Here is a 20,291-nt window from a genome sequence, read left to right as displayed (position 1 = left end):
CGGCTCCTTTCGTCGTTCCGTCGGAAGCGACCTCGACAATGGTCACCTTCTCAACATCGCCGGACTTGTCCTGGGCCACCGCCTCGTCCTGTCTCGACATGCCCGAATCGCATGCGGCTATGAAGGCAAAAGCGGCTACGGCTACGATCATTCGGTACATGACGCCACCTCCCCGTCACGAATTGATTGCAGTTGGCTTCGGCCAACCGGGCTCTAACCGGTGCCAACCAGGCGCTAACCGATGCCAACCGGGCGCTAGCCCTTGCCGATCTCCTGCATGAGCGCCGCCCCGGAGGTGGAAATCCCGGGGACGGGGAAACCGGCACAGAGTTCCCTGACCTCATCATGGATCGACGAGAGTCTTTCGTCGTCTCCGTGGTGCTCGATCGCCGTGTCGATCCAGCCGGCGATCTGCTTCATCTCGAGTTCCTTCATCCCGCGCGTCGTGGCCGCGGGCGTGCCGATGCGGATCCCGCTCGGGCTGAAGGGTGACCGTGTGTCGAAGGGCACCGTGTTCTTGTTCACGGTCAGCCCGGCCTTGTCGAGAGCGGTTTCGGCGTCTTTGCCGATGATGCCCTTGTTGGTCAGGTCCACCAATACGAGGTGGTTGTCGGTCCCGCCGGAAACGAGATCGAATCCGTGTCCGAGCAGTGCTTCGGCCAGGGCCTTCGCGTTGTCCACTATCTGACGCGCATAATCCTTGAACTCCGGCCTCATGGCCTCCTTGAAGGTCAGCGCCTTGGCCGCCGTGATATGATCGTGGGGACCGCCCTGCAGCCCGGGGAACACGGCCCGGTCGATGTCCTTCGCGTATTTCTTGTGACACATGATGATCGCGCTGCGCGGACCCCGCAGCGTCTTGTGGGTGGTCGTGGTGACGACGTCCGTGAAGGGCAGCGGACTCGGGTGGACGCCCCCCACGATAAGACCCGAGATATGGGAGATGTCGGCCATGGGTACGGCCCCGACCTCGTCGGAGATGGCCTTGAACGCCTGGAAGTCGAACTGCCGCGGGTAGGCCGTGGCCCCGGAGATAATCAGCTTCGGCCGGTGCTCGAGGGCCAGGTCGCGGACCTCGTCCATGTCGATGCGGCCCGTTTCCCTTTGCACCCCGTAGGAGACCACGTTATAGGACTTGCCGGAGTAGTTGACGTGCAGCCCGTGGGTCAGGTGGCCGCCCTGGTCGAGCTTCATGCCCATGATCGTGTCGCCGTAGTCCAGCAGGCCGAACATGACCGCGGTATTGGCCGGGCTGCCCGAGTAGCACTGCGCGTTGACGTGCTCGGCGCCGAAGAGTTCCTTCGCCCGCCTGCGGGCCAGGTTCTCGATCTTGTCGATGTACTGCTGCCCGCCGTAGTAGCGCTTGCCCGGGTACCCTTCGGAGTACTTGTTGGTCAGCACGGACCCCATGGCTTCCAGGATGGCCGGCGAGACGTAGTTCTCCGAAGGGATGAGTTCGATCCCGTCCCGCTGGCGTTCACGCTCGGCCACCAGCAGGCCGTACAACTCCTCGTCTCGTTGCCGTACGGCGGAAAAGTCCTGCATGTTCGCCCCCCGTCCCTGACCTGAAAAAAACCCAAGACTTACGGGTTCATACTAAGCAAACCGGCCGCGAGTCGCAAGCGAAAAGGGATGCGTCCAACCCAGTGCGGCACGGCTGTCGGGAGGCGATGCCGCGGTACGTCGAGGCATGGATATCGGTCGATTTTTAGACGTTTTTTGCGAGGAGTCTCAGGTAGTTCCGCACTATAACCTTTACATCATGTCTTACGGCGATCACTAAACGCAGTCCGCGGACGTTAGGCGACTGAAGCCATACGATACACAGAGCGTTGCCGCGCTGGGCATGGATTCGGATTCATTCGACGACCGCGGTCGACAGCCGCGAAGGAGCTGAAATGTCAGGAGAAGATCAATTTGACGATCAATTTGATGTACCGGCATCCCGTTGGGATTTCCTTGTCGAACGCCTGAACAAGATCGACAATCGCCTGTCCGCCCTCGAAGATGCCCAGAAACACGTCGCAACGAAAATGTGGGTGGTCGGTACGGGACTGACGACCATCGTCGTGCTGACGGGACTGATCATCAATCTGCTGAACTACCTCAAGCCCTGATGGTCTGGAAGACCGGTCGTCTTGCGGGCCGTCACTTCTGCAGCATGCCCGCGGCGCTGACGACGAAGGCCGAAAGGAGCACCACGGTGGAGAGCACGCCCAGAACGAGCATGGCGGGGCGGGTGCGGTATGCGGGGGGCAGTTTGAAATTCAGGTAGACGGCCGCGCAGCAGACGATGCCCACACCCAGGTTGGTCGCCAGGAGCGCCACGATCTGCGTGATCAGGTCGAAGGTGATGTCGCTCCAGATCGCCGCGGCGGAAGAGATGAAGAACCAGATCACGATCCAGGTCTGCAACCTGCGATAGGAATAGGACTTGAACCGCGGCCAGACGGCCGTCAGGAACTCGTGGGCGAACCGGGTCAGGGCCTCCGGGATGGTGGCCAGGGTTCCCCAGAGGGCCGCGAGGATGGCCACGTAGTACACGGGGATGAGGGCGGCGTGGATCTGGGCCCAGATGGAGGACTGTCTCGTGAGCAGGTCCCACGCGTTGCCGGGGAGGACGGTCTGCCGCGGGTAGAGCACGACTGCACCGGCGATCATGAAGGCGGCCGTGACGATGAAGAGCACGAGCGCGCCCATGGACACGTCCCACTTGAGCGGCGAGAGCAGTACGCGCATGCGCCGCGCCTCCGACGGATCATCCTTCAGATAGATGATTTTCAGTGTGTGGTCGATCCGGCTGCCGAGCCGCTCCATCCCGGCATGATTCGTCAGGCCCCAGCCCCGCTGCGCCACCCACCCGGAATAGGCCAGGTAGGTGCTCAGTGTGCCCCCAACATAGCCGAAGACGGTGACCAGGTTCAGGAAGTAGTCGTTTCTTGCCGCGGAAGGCGCCCAGTCCGGGGCGGTGGGCAGGTTTCCGATGGACAGCGTTCCGATGAGGACGCCGCCCAGACTCGGCCAGACGATCACGGTGGCCAGGATGGTGCCGGAGACCAGGACGCCGCAGATGATGATCTGCTGTTTTTCCAGGAACTCGTAGGACGTCAGCAGGCTCAACCCGATGGCCAGGCCCAGGAATCCGGTCGTGACCAGGTTCGCCCAGAACGTATCGGTCGGTCCGGCCGGCAGCGAATCCGAGAAAATGTGTACGACGAGATTGCCGCAGGGTTTGGCGACCGCCGTCAGGGCGATGCTCAGGGCGAGCAGCTCAATGGTTAAAAGCGTCAGGATAAACCAGCCGCGGGGACCCGGCAGCTTCGCCAGCATCCGGCCAAAGGGCTGGCCGCTCACCGCCGTGAATCGGCCCAGCAGGTACGTTACGGCGACGCCCTTGACCAGCACGCTCAGCAGGATGAGCCAGAGCAGGCCGTATTCCGCCCAGGCGCCTACGCCCGTAACCAGAATGGTCTCTCCCGCGCCCACGGCCATGGACGCCACCAGCGCGGCGGGTCCGAAGAACCCGAGCATGCGCCTGAACTTCCTCCAGGACCACGGTTCCGCGTAGACGCCGGCAGGTTCGGGAATGGACAGGAATTCGGAGGAATCGGGACCTTTCGGGGCTTCGTTCATGGAAAAGAAATGATATGATCACGAAGCCGTCACATCAAGCATTAATGCCGGGATGAGCCATGGGCGGACCGTTTTGCGCAACGGCATTGAAGACCGGAGCGTGGAGCCGGCGTAACCTATAGTATTTCGTTCACAAAAACCTGTTTCAACAGGTGTCGACTTTGTATAATTATCCCATACCTTCCCCATGTCTCGATGTGGATGGTCCACCGGCCATTCGCATCTTATCCGGATCCTGATCCGGCGGCCAGAAAGGAAGCCATCCGATGGACCCGAGCCTTAAGATGAACCCCGGCCTTAAAGCGATTCTAGATGAAGCAGACCAATCATCGAGCCGTTCCAAAGACCGGGAAGCCCTGACCCGACGCGCCTTTCTCAAGCAGGCGGCCTTCGCGGCCGCGGCGATGGCGGCGCCCTTTCCCATACTTGCGGACCCGTACGCGCCGCAGACCGGGAGTAACGCGCCGGCCGGCGCGCAGCCGGTCCGCCCGGTCCGCCCGGTCCGTGTCTCCGGACGTGTCACCGCCGGCCGCGCGAGTCTGGCCGGAGTCGCGGTCACGGACGGGTTGACGGTCACGGCAACAGACGCGGACGGACGGTTCGAACTCGTTTCAAATACGCTTCAATCTTTCGTTTCGATCTCCACGCCCGATGGATACGCCATAGCGCAGAACCCAAGCGGCACGGCCTCCTTCTACCGGCCAATCACGGCGGACGAGTCGGGGGAGATGGCCGCGCGCTTCGAACTCGCGGCCCTGGACGGATCGGATGAACATCACGGATTCCTGGTCCTGTCCGACCCCCAGACCCAGGATGCCTACGAAATGGGCCTCTTCCACGCGGAGACGGTCCCCGACGTGCAGGAGACCGCCACCGCGCTGTCCGGCCGCCGGCTGTTCGGCGTGGGCTGCGGGGATATCATGTTCGACGACCTGACCCTGTACCCCGAATACGAACGGGGCGTGGGTCAAATGGGCATGCCTTTCTTCCAGGTCGTAGGCAACCACGACCTGGACTTCGGTCCGACCGACGACGGATCCATTCGCACGTTCTGCCGCCATTTCGGCCCCAACTACTATTCCTTCGACCGGGGAGAAGTCCACTACATCGTGCTGGACAACGTGTTCTGGCACGGTCAGGGCTACATCGGTTACGTGACCGACGATCAGCTCAACTGGCTCGCCCAGGACCTTGCGCTGGTGGAAGCCGGAAGGACCGTGGCGGTGTTCAACCACATCCCCCAGTACACCACGCGACACATCCGAACCGGTGACGGCAGTCCGTCCATTTCGTCCACGACCGTGAACCGCGAGCGCATGTACCAACTGCTCGAGCCCTACCGGGCCCACGTTTTTTCCGGCCACGTGCACGAACACGAGCACATCTTCGAAGGCGGGTTGCACGAGATCGTCCAGGGCACGGTCTGCGGCGCCTGGTGGAGCGGCCCCATCTGCTGGGACGGGACGCCCAGCGGGTACGGCGTCTACGAGGTCGACGGTTCGGATATCCGATGGCGCTACAAGTCCACGGGGCTGGGTGAAGACCACCAGATGCGGGTCTATCTCCGCGGCGCCGATCCGGGGGCGCCGAACGAGATCGTGGCGAACGTCTGGGACTGGGAGCCCGATTGGCAAGTTGTCTGGTACGAAGACGGCATGCGGAGAGGCGCCATGGCTCGCCGGCCGGGCACCGATCCGCTTTCGGAGTCCATCCACCGGGGGGCCGACCTGCCCGAACGCCGTCCCTGGGTGGATCCGGTCCCCACGAATCACCTGTTCTACGCGCCCGTGTCACCGGACGCCGGGAAGGTGGTGGTCGAGGCCACGGACCGCTTCGGCAGGACGTACACTGAAGAACTGGGCTAAAGCCGGGCTGACGCGCGTGGCCAGGCTATAAGCAGCGTATCCATTCACGACGGTACAACACCATTTCACCGCCAGACCACGGGGAGAGCACCATGGCGAGCGACGGGCTGATCAGCCCCTTCGACATCGATGACGACGGGTACTTCTGGCTCAAGGGCAACCTCCATTCCCATACCACCAATTCCGACGGAAAGCCGTCCCCCCAGGAGCGGCTGGACGGTTACGTCAACCAGGGATACGACTTCCTCTGTATCTCCGATCACTACACGATCACCCGGATCGATACGGTAAGCGCGCCGGACGATTTCGTGCTGGTACAGGGCGCGGAGATCCATCCGGAAAACCCCTTCGGAGGCCAGACCCACCATTTCCTTGCGTACAACATCGACGAGGACATGGACTCGAAGCGCATGCCGCCGCAGCACGTGATCGATGAAGTCAGGCGGCAGGGCGGCTCGATCTGGCTTGCCCATCCCCACTGGAGTTCGGTCAACATCCTCCGGGATACTCTTCCCCTGGACGGCCTGGCCGGTATCGAGGTTTTCAATACCACCTGCCGCTGCGCCGGACGGGGGGAGTCTTCCGTGCACTGGGACGACTGGATGGACCTCCTGGGCCGCACGATACCGGCCCTGTCCAACGACGATTCCCACGCCCTCGAAACGGACAATAAGGACACCTACGGGGGCTGGAACATGGTGAAGGTCAGGGAACGCTCGGCAGAAGCGATCATCGACGCGCTGGAACGGGGCTGCGCCTACGTGAGCTCGGGACCAGAGATCCGGGATATCCAGCTTCACCGGATCGATGATCGGGGAGACGGGAACCCTATCGTGGAGGCGAGTATACGGTGCTCCGAGGCACAGCGCATCATTGCCGTGTTCGATTCCTACGGAACGGAGCACCGGCCAAAGGACGGCAGTACCTTCGAAGAGGCCACGTTTACCCTACGGCCTAACGCGCGCTGGGTCCGATTCGAGATCATCGCGCCGGACGGCACGAAGGCGTGGTCGAACCCGATGGACCTGGAGAGCGTCGGGCGGTAGAAGCCAGGGCGGGGCCAGGCGGTGGATGGCCTCGACGGAACCTACGGCAGGTCCTGGCGGTGGTTGGCCTCGGCGAGCACGACGGCCGAGGTCGAGGCGTTTTCGTTGTAGTAGGAGACGAAGCGCTGCGTTTCATGGGCATCGTAGGGGGCGAGGTTCTGCGCCCACCGGAAGCCGATCGTCTGGAACATGAGCCGCACCCGGACATCGACGCGCTGCACGCCGGCCGGGACCTCGACCCGGTACGTGATCCTGTCGCTTCCGGCCTGGAAATCCGCGTCTTCCCCCGCCTGGCCGTGCACCATGATGGCGGCCTCGGCCGTCTCCCGGTCAAAACCATCGGGAAGCAGCCGGTTGTCCTTGGCGTAGGTGACGGCCGTTAGCAGGCCGGTGGTTACGTTTCCCGTCCCGTCCGCTATAATCGGTTCATAGATCTGTACCTGGCCCGGATCTTCGATCACCAGGTAGTGCGGCTCGTAACGGGACCCGTCCGCGTCGTTGTCGTTGCCCTCGATGCTTCCGTCGGGATGCATGGCGCCGGATTCAAACACCTGGTTCCCGCCGTCATCGTGCACCTCGAGGTGGATCCAGGCCCTTCTAGACGGGTAGGCCGTCGGCAGCTTGTGACCCGCCAGGTTCGTCACCTCGATATCGATAGAAACGTGGTCCTCATCGCGGGACACGGCCAGCACCTCCAGCCGGGCGGTGGCGGTCTCCAGGTTTTCCAGGGTCGCTTCGGCGGCGCGCTGAAGATCGCTGGACGGTGCAGTCACGAGCAGTTCATCGCGGTATTTGTCCAGAATACGCAGCATGAACTCGTTGCCGCCGCGGAACACATGCTGCGAGACACCCTCCCGGTATTCTCCGAGCACCGAGGAGATGGGCGCCGATGCGATCTCCGGCATATGGCAGGACTGGCAGCTTTCCGATTCCGCGAAGGCGCTGTGCCTCCACTCCAGGTAGGGCGTCTGTTCCGGGAAACGGGCCACTTCCCGGCCCTCGGCGTCCAGACTCGTCGTGAACAGGGTGTGGCACGTGGCGCAGAGCTCGGACTGCTGGACGTGGACGGAACTGTCCGGGAGGAAACCCGTGGCCGACTGCATGACCCGGGTCAACCCGTCGTCCACCTCAAACGGTCCGAAAATCCGCGGGTCGACGCCGGATTCCGTCCGAACCACGAAGTTTCCGTCGAAGCTTGATTCATCGCCGAAATTATCGGGCTGTATCTGGTGGCAGGTGGTGCAGGACACTCCGTCCATGGCGAGCAGCGCACTTTCCTCGCCCCGCCGGGCCGCTTCGAGGTGCGCAAACACCTCCCCGAGTCCACCGTTCTCCCGAGCTACCACACGGGCCATGGGCATATGGCAGGTCGAGCAGGTATCCTCGATCTCGGCCCGCGCGCCCGGATGGTCGGTGACCTCACGCCGCACGGATGCCTGCCAGTAGGGGTCCCGGGCGGAATGCGCCATCATGGATCCGCGCCAGACATGGCTGATGGACACGATCTGCCCGTCCGCGTCGACGATATTGCTGTGGCAGGCGATGCATTGATCCGAAGTGGCGAAGGTGCTGTGGTCCACCGTTTGCGCGTCGACTGATTGCTCGTCGACTGATTGCGCGTCAACGGACGCACACGCGAACCCGACGAACGCCATCCAGGCGAATGCCAGCCATGCGAACGTTAGCCAGACGAGACCGAGCCGCGCCTGCGTGCTGTACGCCCACGGCCTGTTCTGAAGCCTGCTCGCGGAGCTGCCAGCCAAAGCAGTACCTCCCGTCAAACCCGTCCCACGACAGGTACATGACGACCATCGGTTCGTAGTCCGGTTACCAGCCATCGCGAAATCCTCCGTCGAACCAGTCCCAGAGCAGGTACATGACGATCTGTGCCTTGCGGTCCTGCCTGTTGGCGACCGGTAACCGCACCCCTACGTTGAAAAGTATGTGCTGGCGCGTATTGAGCGCCACCTGCAGTTGTGGCACAAGGTCCAGCGTGACATCGGAACCGGCATCCAGTGCGCGCCAGGCCAGCACCTCGACCATGGGACTCCAGGCCCGGCCGAACTCACCCTCCGTGAAGGTCCTGCCGATCAGCGCCCGGACGGCTACCTCATCCTCGGCGGTACCGCTCACGGCAAACTCCCCCAGCGCCTGGGCCTGGAAAAAGGCATCGCAGGGCATCAGCTGGACGAAGGCCAGATAGGGCTCCAGTTTGGTGGAGCCCGAACCGAAACCTTCATCTTCGTTGCCGGTAGGCAGGATGACTTCACCGCCTGCACTCAACGCATTGCCGCGCTCCAGCGCGTGGTACAGGGCATACTTATATCCAAGGGAAACGTCTCCGAAGCCCAGGTTGGTACCGTCGTCCCGCTCGGCATTGCGTCGGCCGAAGGGAACTTTCACCTCGATCATGCCGCGAGGGCCGAATCGCTTTTCGTATAACGGCTCTATCATCACGGCCTTGCTGTCGTCCGTGTCCAGCGTCAGGTTGAAAACAGTCTCGTCTTCGGGAAAGGCCTTTTCGGTAAACAGGGGCTTCGGAACGTTGAATTCGCCGCGGGGCCAGTTATCGTTGGTGCAGAAAGTGCGGACGTGCCCGAGGATGGCGTAGATTTCCTCGTCCGTCAGGGCATCCCCGAAGGCAGGCATCATGCGGTCGAAGGCCCGCACCGGCCCGCCTTCATGGATCACGGCGTGCCAGTCGGGATCGGGTTCGCGGGACGCAAATTCGCAGTCCGTAAAGTCCGGAAGCTCAAGCTCGAAACCAAGTTCTTCGATTGTCCGGCCCCTGCCGTCCGAACCGTGACAGGCCGAGCAGGCTTGTTCATAGAGCTTGGCTCCGTCTAATGGTCTGGTCCCGGCAACGGGGTTGGCCCCGTCTACCTGGTCGGCGAAGGCAGGACGCGCCAGAAAGAGAACTAGAAAACAGAGCGGCACCGCAAAATTCCTGTAATGTAGATGCATATCCGTACAAGTTTCTGCGAAGGTGGCTGTCGAATTAGCTAGACTGGAAGAATTGGCCAGGCTGGCTGCACGGTCCGGACTGTCCGGACTGTCCGGTCCAGCCTAGTACACAACGAACCGATCGGACACCGAGGTCATCTGCCGTTTCGTTGACGATATGATGTGAGACTGTGTGTTAGATTAGACCGATTTGAGAGCGTATTCCTGCGATCCGAATTCAAACGACCTGTTCGATCCGAACGCGTTTCATCCCTTCCCGCCGAATGCGGTAGCACACCTCGAAGAATTCACTGGCGTCTCCGACCATCCGGGCGAAAAGGTTCACCGAGACCGGGCCGTCCGGCATGTTGGGGCGGCCGTCCCTTCCGTCGAACCAGCACAGTTCAGTGATGCCGTCCAGCAATCCGTGCATCAGGCCCGATTCCAGGCGGTAGTAGCAGATATCGCCGGGCAATGTGCAGCTCGTCAGGTTCTCGGGTGGGATGACCATGTCCTCGGACAGGAAGTAGGCGATTTCGCTGCCGGAGTACACGGCGTGAATGCCCTCCTCCACCAGGGGCAGGGCGTCCCATACGGCCTGGCAGGTCCTCGGGGCCTCGTCCTCGAGCATTTCGGCTTCGACGGAAACGTCTTCGTTGACAAAGGACAATCGAATCCTGCGCGGCATGAGTTGTCCAGAAATCCTTAATATGACTGAGATTAGCTAAAGGGTCGGAACTACAACTTCATGAAAAGTCCGATGTCCCAGGCGGGCGCGTCCAGCACATTGTGAGCGCCCGTGTACTTCGTCACGCCGGCGGTGATTCCCGCGTTGGGCGTAAAATTAACACTCACCTCCGGACCGAAAGACACGTACTGCTGGTCGTACACGGTCCATTCTCCATCTGTACCGACCGCTTTCGCGCCGCGGACCCAGCCGGAGACGCCAAAACGCTCACCGACCATGAATCCCGCTTCCACGGCGTATCGTATCTCGTCCGAAAAATCGCTCTCGCGGTTATTGTATCCTATTTCCGCTTTGAGATAGCCCGGTGTCGGCCACAGGGAATGACCGACCTGGAGCATAAACAACTGGTTGAATTCTCCGTCCCCTGTGAACAGGCCAACTTCCTGTTGATCGGAGAAAGAATCTCCCAGCGGCAGGCCGGCCATGATCTGAATGCTCACGACCGTGGGCCGGTTGGTGAGCAATCCGATCCGAGCACCAAGCTCCCAGTCGCCCGTACCCGTCTTGGCTTCGGACCCGGGCCGGTCTTCGCTTATATGCTGGTAAAAGGGGATATATCCTACAAGCGTCAACCGGTCTGCCAGGCCGTATTCGCCGTACAGGCTGGTAGTATAACGGCTTAACTCCGTTATATCGGTCTTTCGTCCGGACGGTTGAAAGTACGAATCGCTCTTAACCAACTGCTCATTGAGCTTGAAGTAGCCTTTCCCCGGAGCGTGCGTCCATCCCCCGGCGAAGACCGTGCTTGCCTGAATGATGAATCCAGCGAGCAACGCGGCGAGTATGACGATTCTCGACATCGGCTATTACCTACAGTTTCAGAAAAACGCCGAATTCCCACGTTGGGGCGTCCAGCATGTTATGACTTCTGGTGAATCTCGACATGCTGGCGGTAATACCCGCGTTGGGCGTAACGTAGAAATCGACCTGAGGCCCATAGGACAGGTACTCGACATCGTTACGCTCGTGAAATTCGTCGTCCGCTCGGTCGAGGGCTTCGACACCGCGAACCGAGACCGAGATACCCACTCTGTCAGCGATTGTATATCCGGCCTGCAGGGTATACCGGAACTCGTCGGCGTAATTTTCGTCGCGGTTATCGCTGCTTTGACGGTTGTTGTATCCGATCTCACCTTTTAAATAGGCTGGTACGGGATAGAGCGAATGGCCTATTTGTAAGGAGACGTGTTGATTGAATTCGCCGTCACCGGTCCACAGGAGGATGTCGTCCCCTGACTCACCAAGCGGCAACCCGGCCATGGCCTGCAGACTGACCACTGTTTGTCCTTCGGTAAGGATTCCGACCCTCAATCCTATGTCCCAATCACCAATTCCTGACGATGACGGTATCCCATCCAAATCTGTGCTGAAATTCGTATAAGCGGGCAAATATCCTACCAGCGTCAAGCGGTCGAGCAAACCGAATTCGCCGTACAAGCTCGTCGTATATCCACTGACAGTAGTGGGGATTTCATGGCGTTCGCCGTTCGGCCGTGTAATTGCGTCCGCCCGTACGACCTGCTGGCTCAATTTAAAATATCCCTTACCCTTTGGTTGAGTCCATCCACCAGCGTGGGTAGTGGAGGTATGGCCTATAATCACGGCAACAAATAAAACGAAGAATACAAACCTTTTCATATTGTTGATCCTTTACTGACTAGTTACTAAAGGAATTCGAGGAGATTAGCAGGTTGAACGCCCTACAATAGAGAATGACATAGTCGTATGAGTCGATATCCTTGCCCGATGGAGGTGTAAACGTTCTCGTAAAATTCCCATTTGAAACCGCACCGAAACTACGCGCTGTACTGGGTAGATTTTGACTCCTACTCCAGCTAATGCTTGCATTCTCTGAAAGTGCCAACCACGTATCAGGCGCGGTGCTATTTAGACCGTTTATTGTCAGCTTGAGTTGCCCGCCGGCAACTTCACTTAGTGTTACTCTTCCAGCAGCCGAATAAGCGCCCGAAATCGTCGCGGTACGGCTTCTCAACATCGGCGGTGGCGGCGGTGGAGGTGGAGGTGGCGGTGGAGGCGGCGCCGTCACCCTCAGCGTTGCCGTGTCGGACTTGCCGTCAACGGATGCTTCAATAGTTGTGGTGCCGGCATTCACACCCCTCGCCAAACCGGATGAACTTATGGTCGCCACTGAAGGCCGGCTACTCGTCCATGTAAAGGTCTTGCCGGATATGGCATCATTGTCCGAAGTATAGGCTTTGGCTGTAAATCGCCGCGTCTCACCTTCCTCAATTGACGCAGTTGATGGTTCCACGACTACCCTGTCTACTACAGGAGGAGGTTCGGCAACCGTGACAGTCACCGGTTCGGAAGTGATTTCTTCTGTCATGGCGGTAATTGTTGCCATGCCTGCTCCGACCGCGGTAACCAGCCCGGTCGAATCAACGGTCGCTACCTCGTTGTCGTCGCTCGACCACGCAAAAACCACCTCACTGACCATGGTCCCGTCTGAAGTTCGGGCTACGGCCATAAGCTGATGCGTATCACCGATCTCGAGCATCACCGGCATGGCATCAACAATCTCGACGCTGGCTACTACGGGCTCGGGCGGCGGCGGTTCAGTCACCGTCAACGTTGCCATGCCCGATATACTGTCCGCGGTGGCCGTGATCATCGCTTCGCCAGATCCGACACCCGTCGCCAGACCGTCCGAATCGACCGTCGCCACCATATCATCCGAGCTCGACCAGGTGAACTCCACGTCCGGGACTTCCATACCGTCTGACGTCAGTGCCTTCGCCTCGAACTGCTGTGTCGCATCTACCTCGACCATCGCTTCAGCCGGACTCACCGTCACCGTCGCCACTACCGGTTCTGGCGGCGGCGGTTCGGCCACGTTGATCGTTACCGGGGCACTCCAGATTCCGTCCGCCGTAGCGCGGACCGTCGCCATACCGGCGCCGATGGCCGTGGCCACACCGGCGGAAGTTATGGTCACTACGGTGAGGTCGCTGCTCTCCCATGAGACACTTACGTCATCGCGCACAACGCCTCCCGCCGTCCGGGCTGTTGCCGTGAAGGTGACCATTTCCCCTATCATCAACACCTGGGTCGATGAAGGAGCGATCGTGATACGGGATACGGCAGCCACAGTGACCGTAATCGTTACCGCCGCGCTCGAGACGCCGTTGCCCGTCGCCCGGATGGTGGCCGTTCCTGCGGCCACGGCCGTGGCAACCCCGTTGTTATTGATGGTAGCTATGGCGGTATTGCTGCTCGACCAGGCAAAATCGACCCCGCTGATCACGGTGCCGTCGGAAGCTTTGGCGGTCGCGACAAACCGTTGGGTCCTGCCCACCTCCAGCGTCGCCATGTTCGGGCTGACTTCGACTACGGAGACCGTCGGTGCAGGTGGCGGAGGTGGCGGTGGAGGTGGAGGGGATGGTGAGGTAGGTGTCGGACTTGTCGGTGAATCGCCGCCGCCGCAACCCGCGGCCCAGAGGCCGCCTGCGATCACCAGTATGGCAAAACGAGTCGTTATCATGCTGAATGACATACAACCTCCTACCGTATCGTAAGCTTTCGTCGAATCGTAAGCTCTCGTCAAGTCGTAAGGCTTTATTGCCAGTAGTTGTAGCCGGCTACGCGTAGACCTGTTTCCATTCCGCGTAGCCCTATTTCCCGGTACCGCGTCCGTCCCCGTTCCAGCGGCCGCGGCCGTTCCGTTTCCTGCCGTTCATCTCCACCGGTTTCCATCCGCTTTCACCGCTGTGCGCGGGCGCGCCGGCCAGCCGGACTCGTTTCGCGCCGGTCGATTCCCGCAGCGTCTTGAGCAACTCGTCCGTGGGTCTGACCTGTATGTGATTCCCCGCCCTTACGCCGATCTCTCCGTGATCGGCCGTCGACACTTCGAGCACCACGTCGCATTTGCCCGGATAGGTCTCCAGCACGTCCTTGAGCGACGCGAGGTTTTCATCCCCGACCTGTTCGTACTCCATGGACACCACGACGGACCTTGCCAGCCGGTCCCGGGCATCCGTCAACGCGATGATCTCGGAAGCGATGACCTTGTTGTCCTCTTCTTTTTTCGAAAGGTGACCGTTCACGAGGATCAGCGCGTCGATCGAAACAAGATCGCGGTACAGGGCGTATGGTTCAGAAAAGACAAGCACTTCGCCGGCCCCGGAGAAATCCTCGAGCGTGACGAAGGCCATGGTCTTGCCGTTTCGGTCCACGATGGGCTTGATCTCGGTCACGATACCACCGACCACGACGCTGTCCTGCCGGCCGTTGGCGAGTTCGAGGCGCCGCATCTCCGCCGTCGTGAACGCCCGGAGGTCTTCCTCGTATTCCTTCAGCGGGTGTCCCGTCACGTAGAATCCGAGCAGTTCCTTCTCGAGGCCCAGTTCCTCGCTTGCCGCCCACCGGGGGATCATCGGCAGCACGGGCTTGTGAACTTCCAGCCCGGCGCTGCCTCCCATGCCGTCGAGGTCGAACAGGGAGGTCTGTCCCTTATCCCGGGCTTGCTGGCGGGTCTGCGCCCCTTCGATGACCGAATCGAGCACGTCCATGAGCTGCGCCCGGTGCCCCTCCAGGCTGTCGCAGGCGCCGGCCTGGATCAGCGACTCGAGCACCCGCTTGTTGACCAGCCGCAGGTCGATGTGCTCGCAGAGCCCGAACACATCCTCGAAGGTGCCATGTTCCTTCCTCGCCTCGACAATGGATTCCACCGCGGACTGCCCCACGTTCTTTATGGCGCACAGCCCGAACCGGATCGAGCGGCCTTCCACGACGAAGGTCTTGTCGCTTCTGTTGACGTCGGGCGGCAACACCTCGATGCCCATCTTCCGGCATTCGTTGATCAGTACGACGATTTCCTCGGTATTGGACATCGTGTTCGACAGCAGCGCCGCCATGAAGGGCACCGGGTAGTGCACCTTCAGATAGGCCTCCTGGAAGGCGAGTACGGCATAACCCGCCGAGTGGCTCTTGTTGAAGGCGTAGCCGCCGAAGTACTCGATAAGGCCGAAGACCTCTTCCGCGATGCCCCTCTCTATGCCGTTCTCCACCGCGCCGTCGACGAAATTCCGCCGTTCTTCGGCCATGACTTCGGGTTGCTTCTTGGCCATGGCCTTCCGGAGGAAATCGGCGCGGCCCAGGGTATAACCCGCCATGTCGCGGGCGATCTGCATCGCCTGCTCCTGATAGACGATGAGGCCGTACGTCTCCTTCAGGGCCGTTTCCATCACGGCGTGGTGATAGGTGACTTCCTTGCGCCCGTGCTTGCGGTCGATGTAGTCGTCCACGACCCCGCCGTTCAGGGGGCCGGGCCGGCAGAGCGCGTTCATGGCGATCAGGTCGTCGACGCCGTCCGGCCGGAGCCGCCGCAGGAATTCGTGGAGCCACCCGCTGTGAAACTGGAAGATCCCCGTGGTCTCGCCCCTGCGGAACAGGTCCAGGGTCTTCGCGTCGTCCAGGGGGATGTCGTCCAGCTCGATCTCGTCGCCCGTCGTGTCCTTGATGATCGCGAGGGCGTCCTGGATGACGGACAGGTTCTGCAGGCCCAGGAAGTCCATCTTGGGCAGGCCGATGTCCTCCATGAGCTCGCCGGGATACTGGGTGACGATCGTATCCTTGTTACTCGGCTTGTACAGCGGCACGTAGTCGGTCAGTTCGCCCGGCGTGATCACCACCCCCGCCGCGTGGACGGACGCGTGGCGGGCCAGGCCTTCCAGGGTCCTGGCGTATTGGATCAGCTGGCCTTCCGTTCCGCCGCCGTCGGCCATCTGCTTAAGTTCCGGGACCTGGTCGATAGCCCGGTCGAGGGTGATCTTCAGTTCGCCGGGCACCAGCTTGGCCACGCGGTCCACGTCGCCGTAGGACATGCCGAGGACGCGGCCCACGTCGCGGATCGCCGCCTTGGCCCCCATGGTGCCGAAGGTGATGATCTGGGCTACGCTGTTCTTGCCGTATTTCTCCACTACGTAGTTGATGACCTTGTCGCGTTCGCGGTCCGCGAGGTCGATGTCGATGTCGGGCATGCTGACGCGCTCGGGATTCAGGAAGCGTTCGAAAAGCAGTCCGTACTCGATGGGGTCGATGTTCGTAATGCCCAGTACGTAGGCAACCATGCATCCCAGGCCGGACCCTCGCGTCATGAGCGGGATGCCCTGCTCCGCGGCGAACCGGGCGATATCCTCGACGATGAGGAAGTAGCTCGGATAGCCCATCTGGCTGATGACGCCCAGTTCGTATTCGAGGCGGGCCTTCAATTCGGGGGTGACGGTGTCGTACCGCTTCTCCATCCCGTCGTAAGACAACTTGTGCAGGTAGGCGTCCGCGCTGTCATATCCTTCAGGCAAAGGGAAGTGGGGAAACTTGAACTGGCCCATTTCCAGCTCGAATTCGATGGACTCGGCGATGGAGACCGTGTTTGCCAGGGCGCCGGAGACATGGCCGAACAGCTGGCTCATCTCCTCGGTGTTCTTGAAGTAGAGCGAATCCGTGGCGAACCTGAGCCGTTTGGGGTCGTTCAGTTCCTTCCCGGTCTGAATGCAGACCAAAACGTCCTGGGCGGGTGCATCGCCCCGCTTCAGATAGTGGGCGTCGTTGGTCGCGACGATGGGGAGGTCGAACTCCCGGGAGAAATCGATCATCGCGTTGTTGATGGTCTTGTCGAACTCCAGTCCGTGGTCCTGGATCTCCAGGTAGAAATCGGATCCGAAGATTTCCTTGAGCTGACCGCATTTCGACCGCGCCCGGTCGATCTGGCCATCCACCACCAGGTTGGCCAGCGGCCCCTTGGCGCAGGCGGACGTGGCGATCAGCCCTTCGCTGTGCTTCTCCAGAAGCTCCATGTCCACCCGGGGCTTGTAGTAGAACCCCTCGAGGTACCCGGCGGAGGTGAGCTTCATCAGGTTCCGGTAGCCGGTCGCGTTCTTGGCGAGCACGACGAAGTGCGTCGTCTGGGCCGACCGATCGAGCCGGTCACCGCTCCGGACCGGGCGCTTTTCCTTCCGGCTGCCCGGGGCCAGGTACAGCTCGCAACCGATGATCGGCCTCAGGCCCGCGGCCGTGACCGTCTTGTAGAACTCCACGGCGCCGAACATGTTGCCATGGTCGGTCATGGCGATGGCGGGCATGTCGAAGGCTTTGGCGGTCTCGGCGAGATCTTCGATGCGGCTGGCGCCGTCGAGGAGGCTGTAATGGGTATGGTTGTGCAGGTGTACGAACGAGGACACGGAGTACGTCCTTAAGGCAGTTGACACTGTTTACCAACGGCGGCCGGGGAGGAAACTGCCACGGTGGAAACAGACGCGATATGAAGCAGGTGTGAATTACAGGAACAACATTGCAAAAATAGGTTGATGAGAACCGTTGACGCAAGGTATTTTACGTTTTTTTCGGTTGGGTATGAAGACGATTCGTACCACGACGGGAAGTGCCTCGATTCGAACGTGAATTCTACCTTGGAACGAGCCGGTATACGGGAGTCGAAAGATCGCTATGCATCGCGTTATCGTCCTCGATAAACTGGCCCGGGAAGGGCTCGAACGGCTCTCCGGGGCAGACGAAGTATCCCACGACGTGCGTACCGGCCTCGACGGTGAGGCGCTGTGCGGCGCCCTCACGGAGTACGACGGCGCCATCTGCCGTAGCGACACGAAGATCACGGCGGACGTGCTGAAAGGAAACGCGCGCCTGCGCGGTATCGTGCGCGCGGGCGTGGGTACGGACAACATAGACCGCGTCGCGGCGACCCGGCAGGGTATCGTGGTCATGAACACGCCGACCGGCAATACCCTGAGCACGGCGGAGCACACCTTCACCCTCATCGCAGCCCTTTCGCGCAACATCGCGCCGGCAAACCGGAGTCTCATGGAAGGACGGTGGGACCGCGGCGCGTTCACGGGGGTCCAGCTGGCCGGCAAGACCCTGGGCGTCATCGGCATGGGACGCATCGGCCGGGAGGTCGCCGCACGGGCGAAGGCTTTCGCCATGCGCGTCATCGGCTTCGACCCCTTCCTTTCGCCCGAACAGGCCGCCAAGCTGGGCGTGGAGTACGTCGACGAAGTGCGCGACCTGCTGCCCGAGGTGGATTACCTGACTGTGCACACGCCGCTGACGCCGGAGACCCGCCACCTGGTGAGCCACGATGAGATCGACCTGCTCAAACCGGGCGCTCGGCTGGTCAACTGCGCCCGCGGTGGCATCTACGACGAGGAAGCGCTGGTCCGGGGCCTCGAATCCGGGAAGCTGGCCGGCGTGGCGCTGGACGTCTACGAAGAGGAACCCTGTGTAGACAGTCCGTTGTTTCACATGCCCGGCGTGCTGTGCACTCCTCATCTCGGGGCGAGCACGGAAGAGGCGCAGGCCGACGTGGCGGTGGAAGCCGTGGACCTCCTGGTCAACTTCCTGGTAACCGGAGAAGTCCGCCATGCCGTGAACGCCGTAACCATCGATTCGAATACGTACCAGACGCTGGGCGGCTATCTCGACGTGGCCTACCGGCTGGGCATCCTGCTGTCCCAGTGGCACAGCGGGGGGCCGCGCGCGTGCCGGCTGACCTACCGCGGCAAGGTGGTCGACGAGAACACGCGCCTGCTCACCTCCGCCTTCTGCGCGGGCCTGCTCGAGGACGCCCTCGACGAGGAAGTCAATATCGTCAACGGCGAGATGCTGCTCCGGGAACGGGGCATCCACCTGACGGAACAGACCCGCAGCGCGGCCGGGTTCTTCTCCTCGGCCATCAGCGTGGAGATCGACTGCGCCGACGAGACGTACCGGGCCGACGGAACGGTTTTCGGGAACAACATGCCGAGGTTGATCCGCCTGGGCGAACACCGCATGGAGGCCTACCTGGACGGCAACCTCCTGGTCTTCCACCACAGCGACGTGCCCGGCATCGTCGGCGCCATCGGCGACACCTTCGGAAGGTACAAGGTGAACATCGCCCAGATGGCCGTGGGCAGGCTGGGGAACGAGCCCGGCGGCAAGGCCGTGGGCGTGCTGAACCTGGACGACGTCCCGCCCCAGGAGTCCATCGACGAGATCATGGGTCACCCGGCCATCAACAGCGCACGGTTTATCCGGCTGCCCGCCCACGGAGCCCTGCCTCCCTGGATGCCCGGGTAATGCGGCCGCGCGGCCGGAGGCCCTGGCGCGGACCGACCGACGGTACGGCAAGGTCGATGACGCGTGCCCGACCGACGGCACAACAAGGCCGACGGCGCGGTCTGGCCGACCCCGCAACCCGCGGAACGATTGAAGGAAAACTGTAGTTTAGGGGAATACAAAGTCTATTCGACCTGTGGCCTGAAATCGGAGGATCCATGGCTAAACTAAGTGTCAACGTAAACAAGGTGGCCCTGCTGCGGAACACGCGCCTGCACGGCATACCCAGCGTGACGGGCATGTCCCGGATCGCGATCGAGGCCGGCGCCTACGGCATCACGGTACACCCGCGGCCCGACCAGCGGCATATCACGCCCGGCGACGTGGACGACCTGGCCGAAATGCTGCAGGACTACCCCGATATCGAATACAGCATCGAGGGCAATCCCTTCCACCAGTTCATGGAGATCGTCCGCAAGACCCGGCCCACGCAGGCCACGCTGGTTCCCGACGACCCGGACGCCTTCACCTCGGACCACGGATGGGACGTGAAGGTCAATGCCGAGAAACTCAAACCGGTCATCGCGGAACTGAAGGACCTGGGCTGCCGGGTCAGCCTGTTCATGGACGCGGACCTCGACCAGATCGACCGGGTGCCCGATATCGGGGCCGACCGGATCGAGTTGTACACCGAACCCTATGCGGTGGCCTTTGCGGCGGGTCCCGAAGAGATGCAACCCGTACTTTCGGCCTTCGCCAGTGCGGCGGAACGCGCCCATGAGCTCGGCCTGGGCGTCAATGCCGGTCACGATCTCAACCTGGACAACCTGGCGGTGTTCTGCGGCACCGTACCGAACGTGCTCGAGGTCTCGATCGGCCACGCGCTGGTGGCCGACGCGCTGGAGATGGGGCTGAAGCTCGCCGTGGGCGCGTACCTGGGCGAACTCGAAAAGGCAAAGACGATTTCAACCAGTGCTTGATCAA

The 20,291-nt window shown here is 61.5% G+C and carries 14 protein-coding genes; 5 read left to right on the top strand and 9 right to left on the bottom strand.

Translation table 11 applies throughout. The features are described from left to right. Window positions 1-255 precede the first annotated feature (255 nt). Window positions 256-1,545: a serine hydroxymethyltransferase gene (locus OXH56_10835; GenBank protein ID MCY3555806.1), complete on the bottom strand. Its 1,290-nt coding sequence runs from the start codon at window positions 1,543-1,545 to the stop codon at window positions 256-258. 353 nt (window positions 1,546-1,898) lie between these two features. On the opposite strand from OXH56_10835, the gene OXH56_10830 reads away from it, so the two are divergent. Then, window positions 1,899-2,117 carry a hypothetical protein gene (locus OXH56_10830; protein ID MCY3555805.1) on the top strand — a complete coding sequence of 73 codons (219 nt, stop codon included), beginning with the start codon at window positions 1,899-1,901 and terminating at the stop codon, window positions 2,115-2,117. Window positions 2,118-2,148: 31 nt separating this feature from the next. On the opposite strand, the gene OXH56_10825 is transcribed toward OXH56_10830, so the two are convergent. Further along, window positions 2,149-3,633, bottom strand: a complete 1,485-nt coding sequence (locus OXH56_10825; GenBank protein MCY3555804.1) for an Nramp family divalent metal transporter — start codon at window positions 3,631-3,633, stop codon at window positions 2,149-2,151. A 266-nt stretch (window positions 3,634-3,899) separates the two neighbouring features. Here OXH56_10825 and OXH56_10820 point away from each other — a divergent pair, with 266 nt between their 5' ends. Both OXH56_10820 and OXH56_10815 read left to right on the top strand, forming a co-directional pair. Next, a complete protein-coding gene (locus OXH56_10820) occupies window positions 3,900-5,498 on the top strand; it encodes a calcineurin-like phosphoesterase family protein (GenBank protein MCY3555803.1) in 1,599 nt (532 codons plus the stop codon). Window positions 5,499-5,590: 92 nt separating this feature from the next. Continuing rightward, window positions 5,591-6,544 carry a CehA/McbA family metallohydrolase gene (locus OXH56_10815; GenBank protein ID MCY3555802.1) on the top strand — a complete coding sequence of 318 codons (954 nt, stop codon included), beginning with the start codon at window positions 5,591-5,593 and terminating at the stop codon, window positions 6,542-6,544. A 41-nt stretch (window positions 6,545-6,585) separates the two neighbouring features. Here the strand turns inward: OXH56_10815 and OXH56_10810 are convergent, their stop codons facing one another. From OXH56_10810 to OXH56_10780, 7 genes are all read right to left on the bottom strand, one after another. Next, window positions 6,586-8,307, bottom strand: a complete 1,722-nt coding sequence (locus OXH56_10810) for a hypothetical protein (protein ID MCY3555801.1) — start codon at window positions 8,305-8,307, stop codon at window positions 6,586-6,588. 64 nt (window positions 8,308-8,371) lie between these two features. Beyond that, window positions 8,372-9,481, bottom strand: a complete 1,110-nt coding sequence (locus OXH56_10805) for a c-type cytochrome (GenBank protein ID MCY3555800.1) — start codon at window positions 9,479-9,481, stop codon at window positions 8,372-8,374. Window positions 9,482-9,725: 244 nt separating this feature from the next. Beyond that, window positions 9,726-10,175, bottom strand: a complete 450-nt coding sequence (locus OXH56_10800; protein MCY3555799.1) for a DUF3830 family protein — start codon at window positions 10,173-10,175, stop codon at window positions 9,726-9,728. A gap of 50 nt (window positions 10,176-10,225) precedes the next feature. Next, complete coding sequence (locus tag OXH56_10795; protein ID MCY3555798.1) at window positions 10,226-11,035, bottom strand: hypothetical protein; 810 nt, start codon at window positions 11,033-11,035, stop codon at window positions 10,226-10,228. 10 nt (window positions 11,036-11,045) lie between these two features. After that, window positions 11,046-11,873: a hypothetical protein gene (locus OXH56_10790; GenBank protein MCY3555797.1), complete on the bottom strand. Its 828-nt coding sequence runs from the start codon at window positions 11,871-11,873 to the stop codon at window positions 11,046-11,048. Between the two features lie 19 nt (window positions 11,874-11,892). Beyond that, window positions 11,893-13,737 (bottom strand): Ig-like domain-containing protein, encoded by a 1,845-nt coding sequence (locus tag OXH56_10785; GenBank protein MCY3555796.1) that lies wholly within the window; start codon window positions 13,735-13,737, stop codon window positions 11,893-11,895. Window positions 13,738-13,867: 130 nt separating this feature from the next. Next, entirely contained in the window at window positions 13,868-17,434 is a 3,567-nt protein-coding gene (locus tag OXH56_10780) for a DNA polymerase III subunit alpha (protein ID MCY3555795.1), read from the bottom strand. A 265-nt stretch (window positions 17,435-17,699) separates the two neighbouring features. Between OXH56_10780 and serA the strand changes: the two genes are divergently transcribed. After that, window positions 17,700-19,328 carry a phosphoglycerate dehydrogenase gene (serA, locus tag OXH56_10775; protein MCY3555794.1) on the top strand — a complete coding sequence of 543 codons (1,629 nt, stop codon included), beginning with the start codon at window positions 17,700-17,702 and terminating at the stop codon, window positions 19,326-19,328. A gap of 197 nt (window positions 19,329-19,525) precedes the next feature. Beyond that, the gene (locus OXH56_10770) at window positions 19,526-20,287 is read left to right on the top strand and encodes a pyridoxine 5'-phosphate synthase (GenBank protein ID MCY3555793.1); all 762 of its coding nucleotides are present in this window, start codon (window positions 19,526-19,528) and stop codon (window positions 20,285-20,287) included. The last annotated feature ends 4 nt before the right edge of the window (window positions 20,288-20,291 follow it).

The organism is Gemmatimonadota bacterium, from assembly GCA_026702745.1.
GTDB lineage: Bacteria > JAAXHH01 > JAAXHH01 > JAAXHH01 > JAAXHH01 > JAAXHH01.
This window is presented reverse-complemented; position numbering and strand designations above follow the sequence as displayed.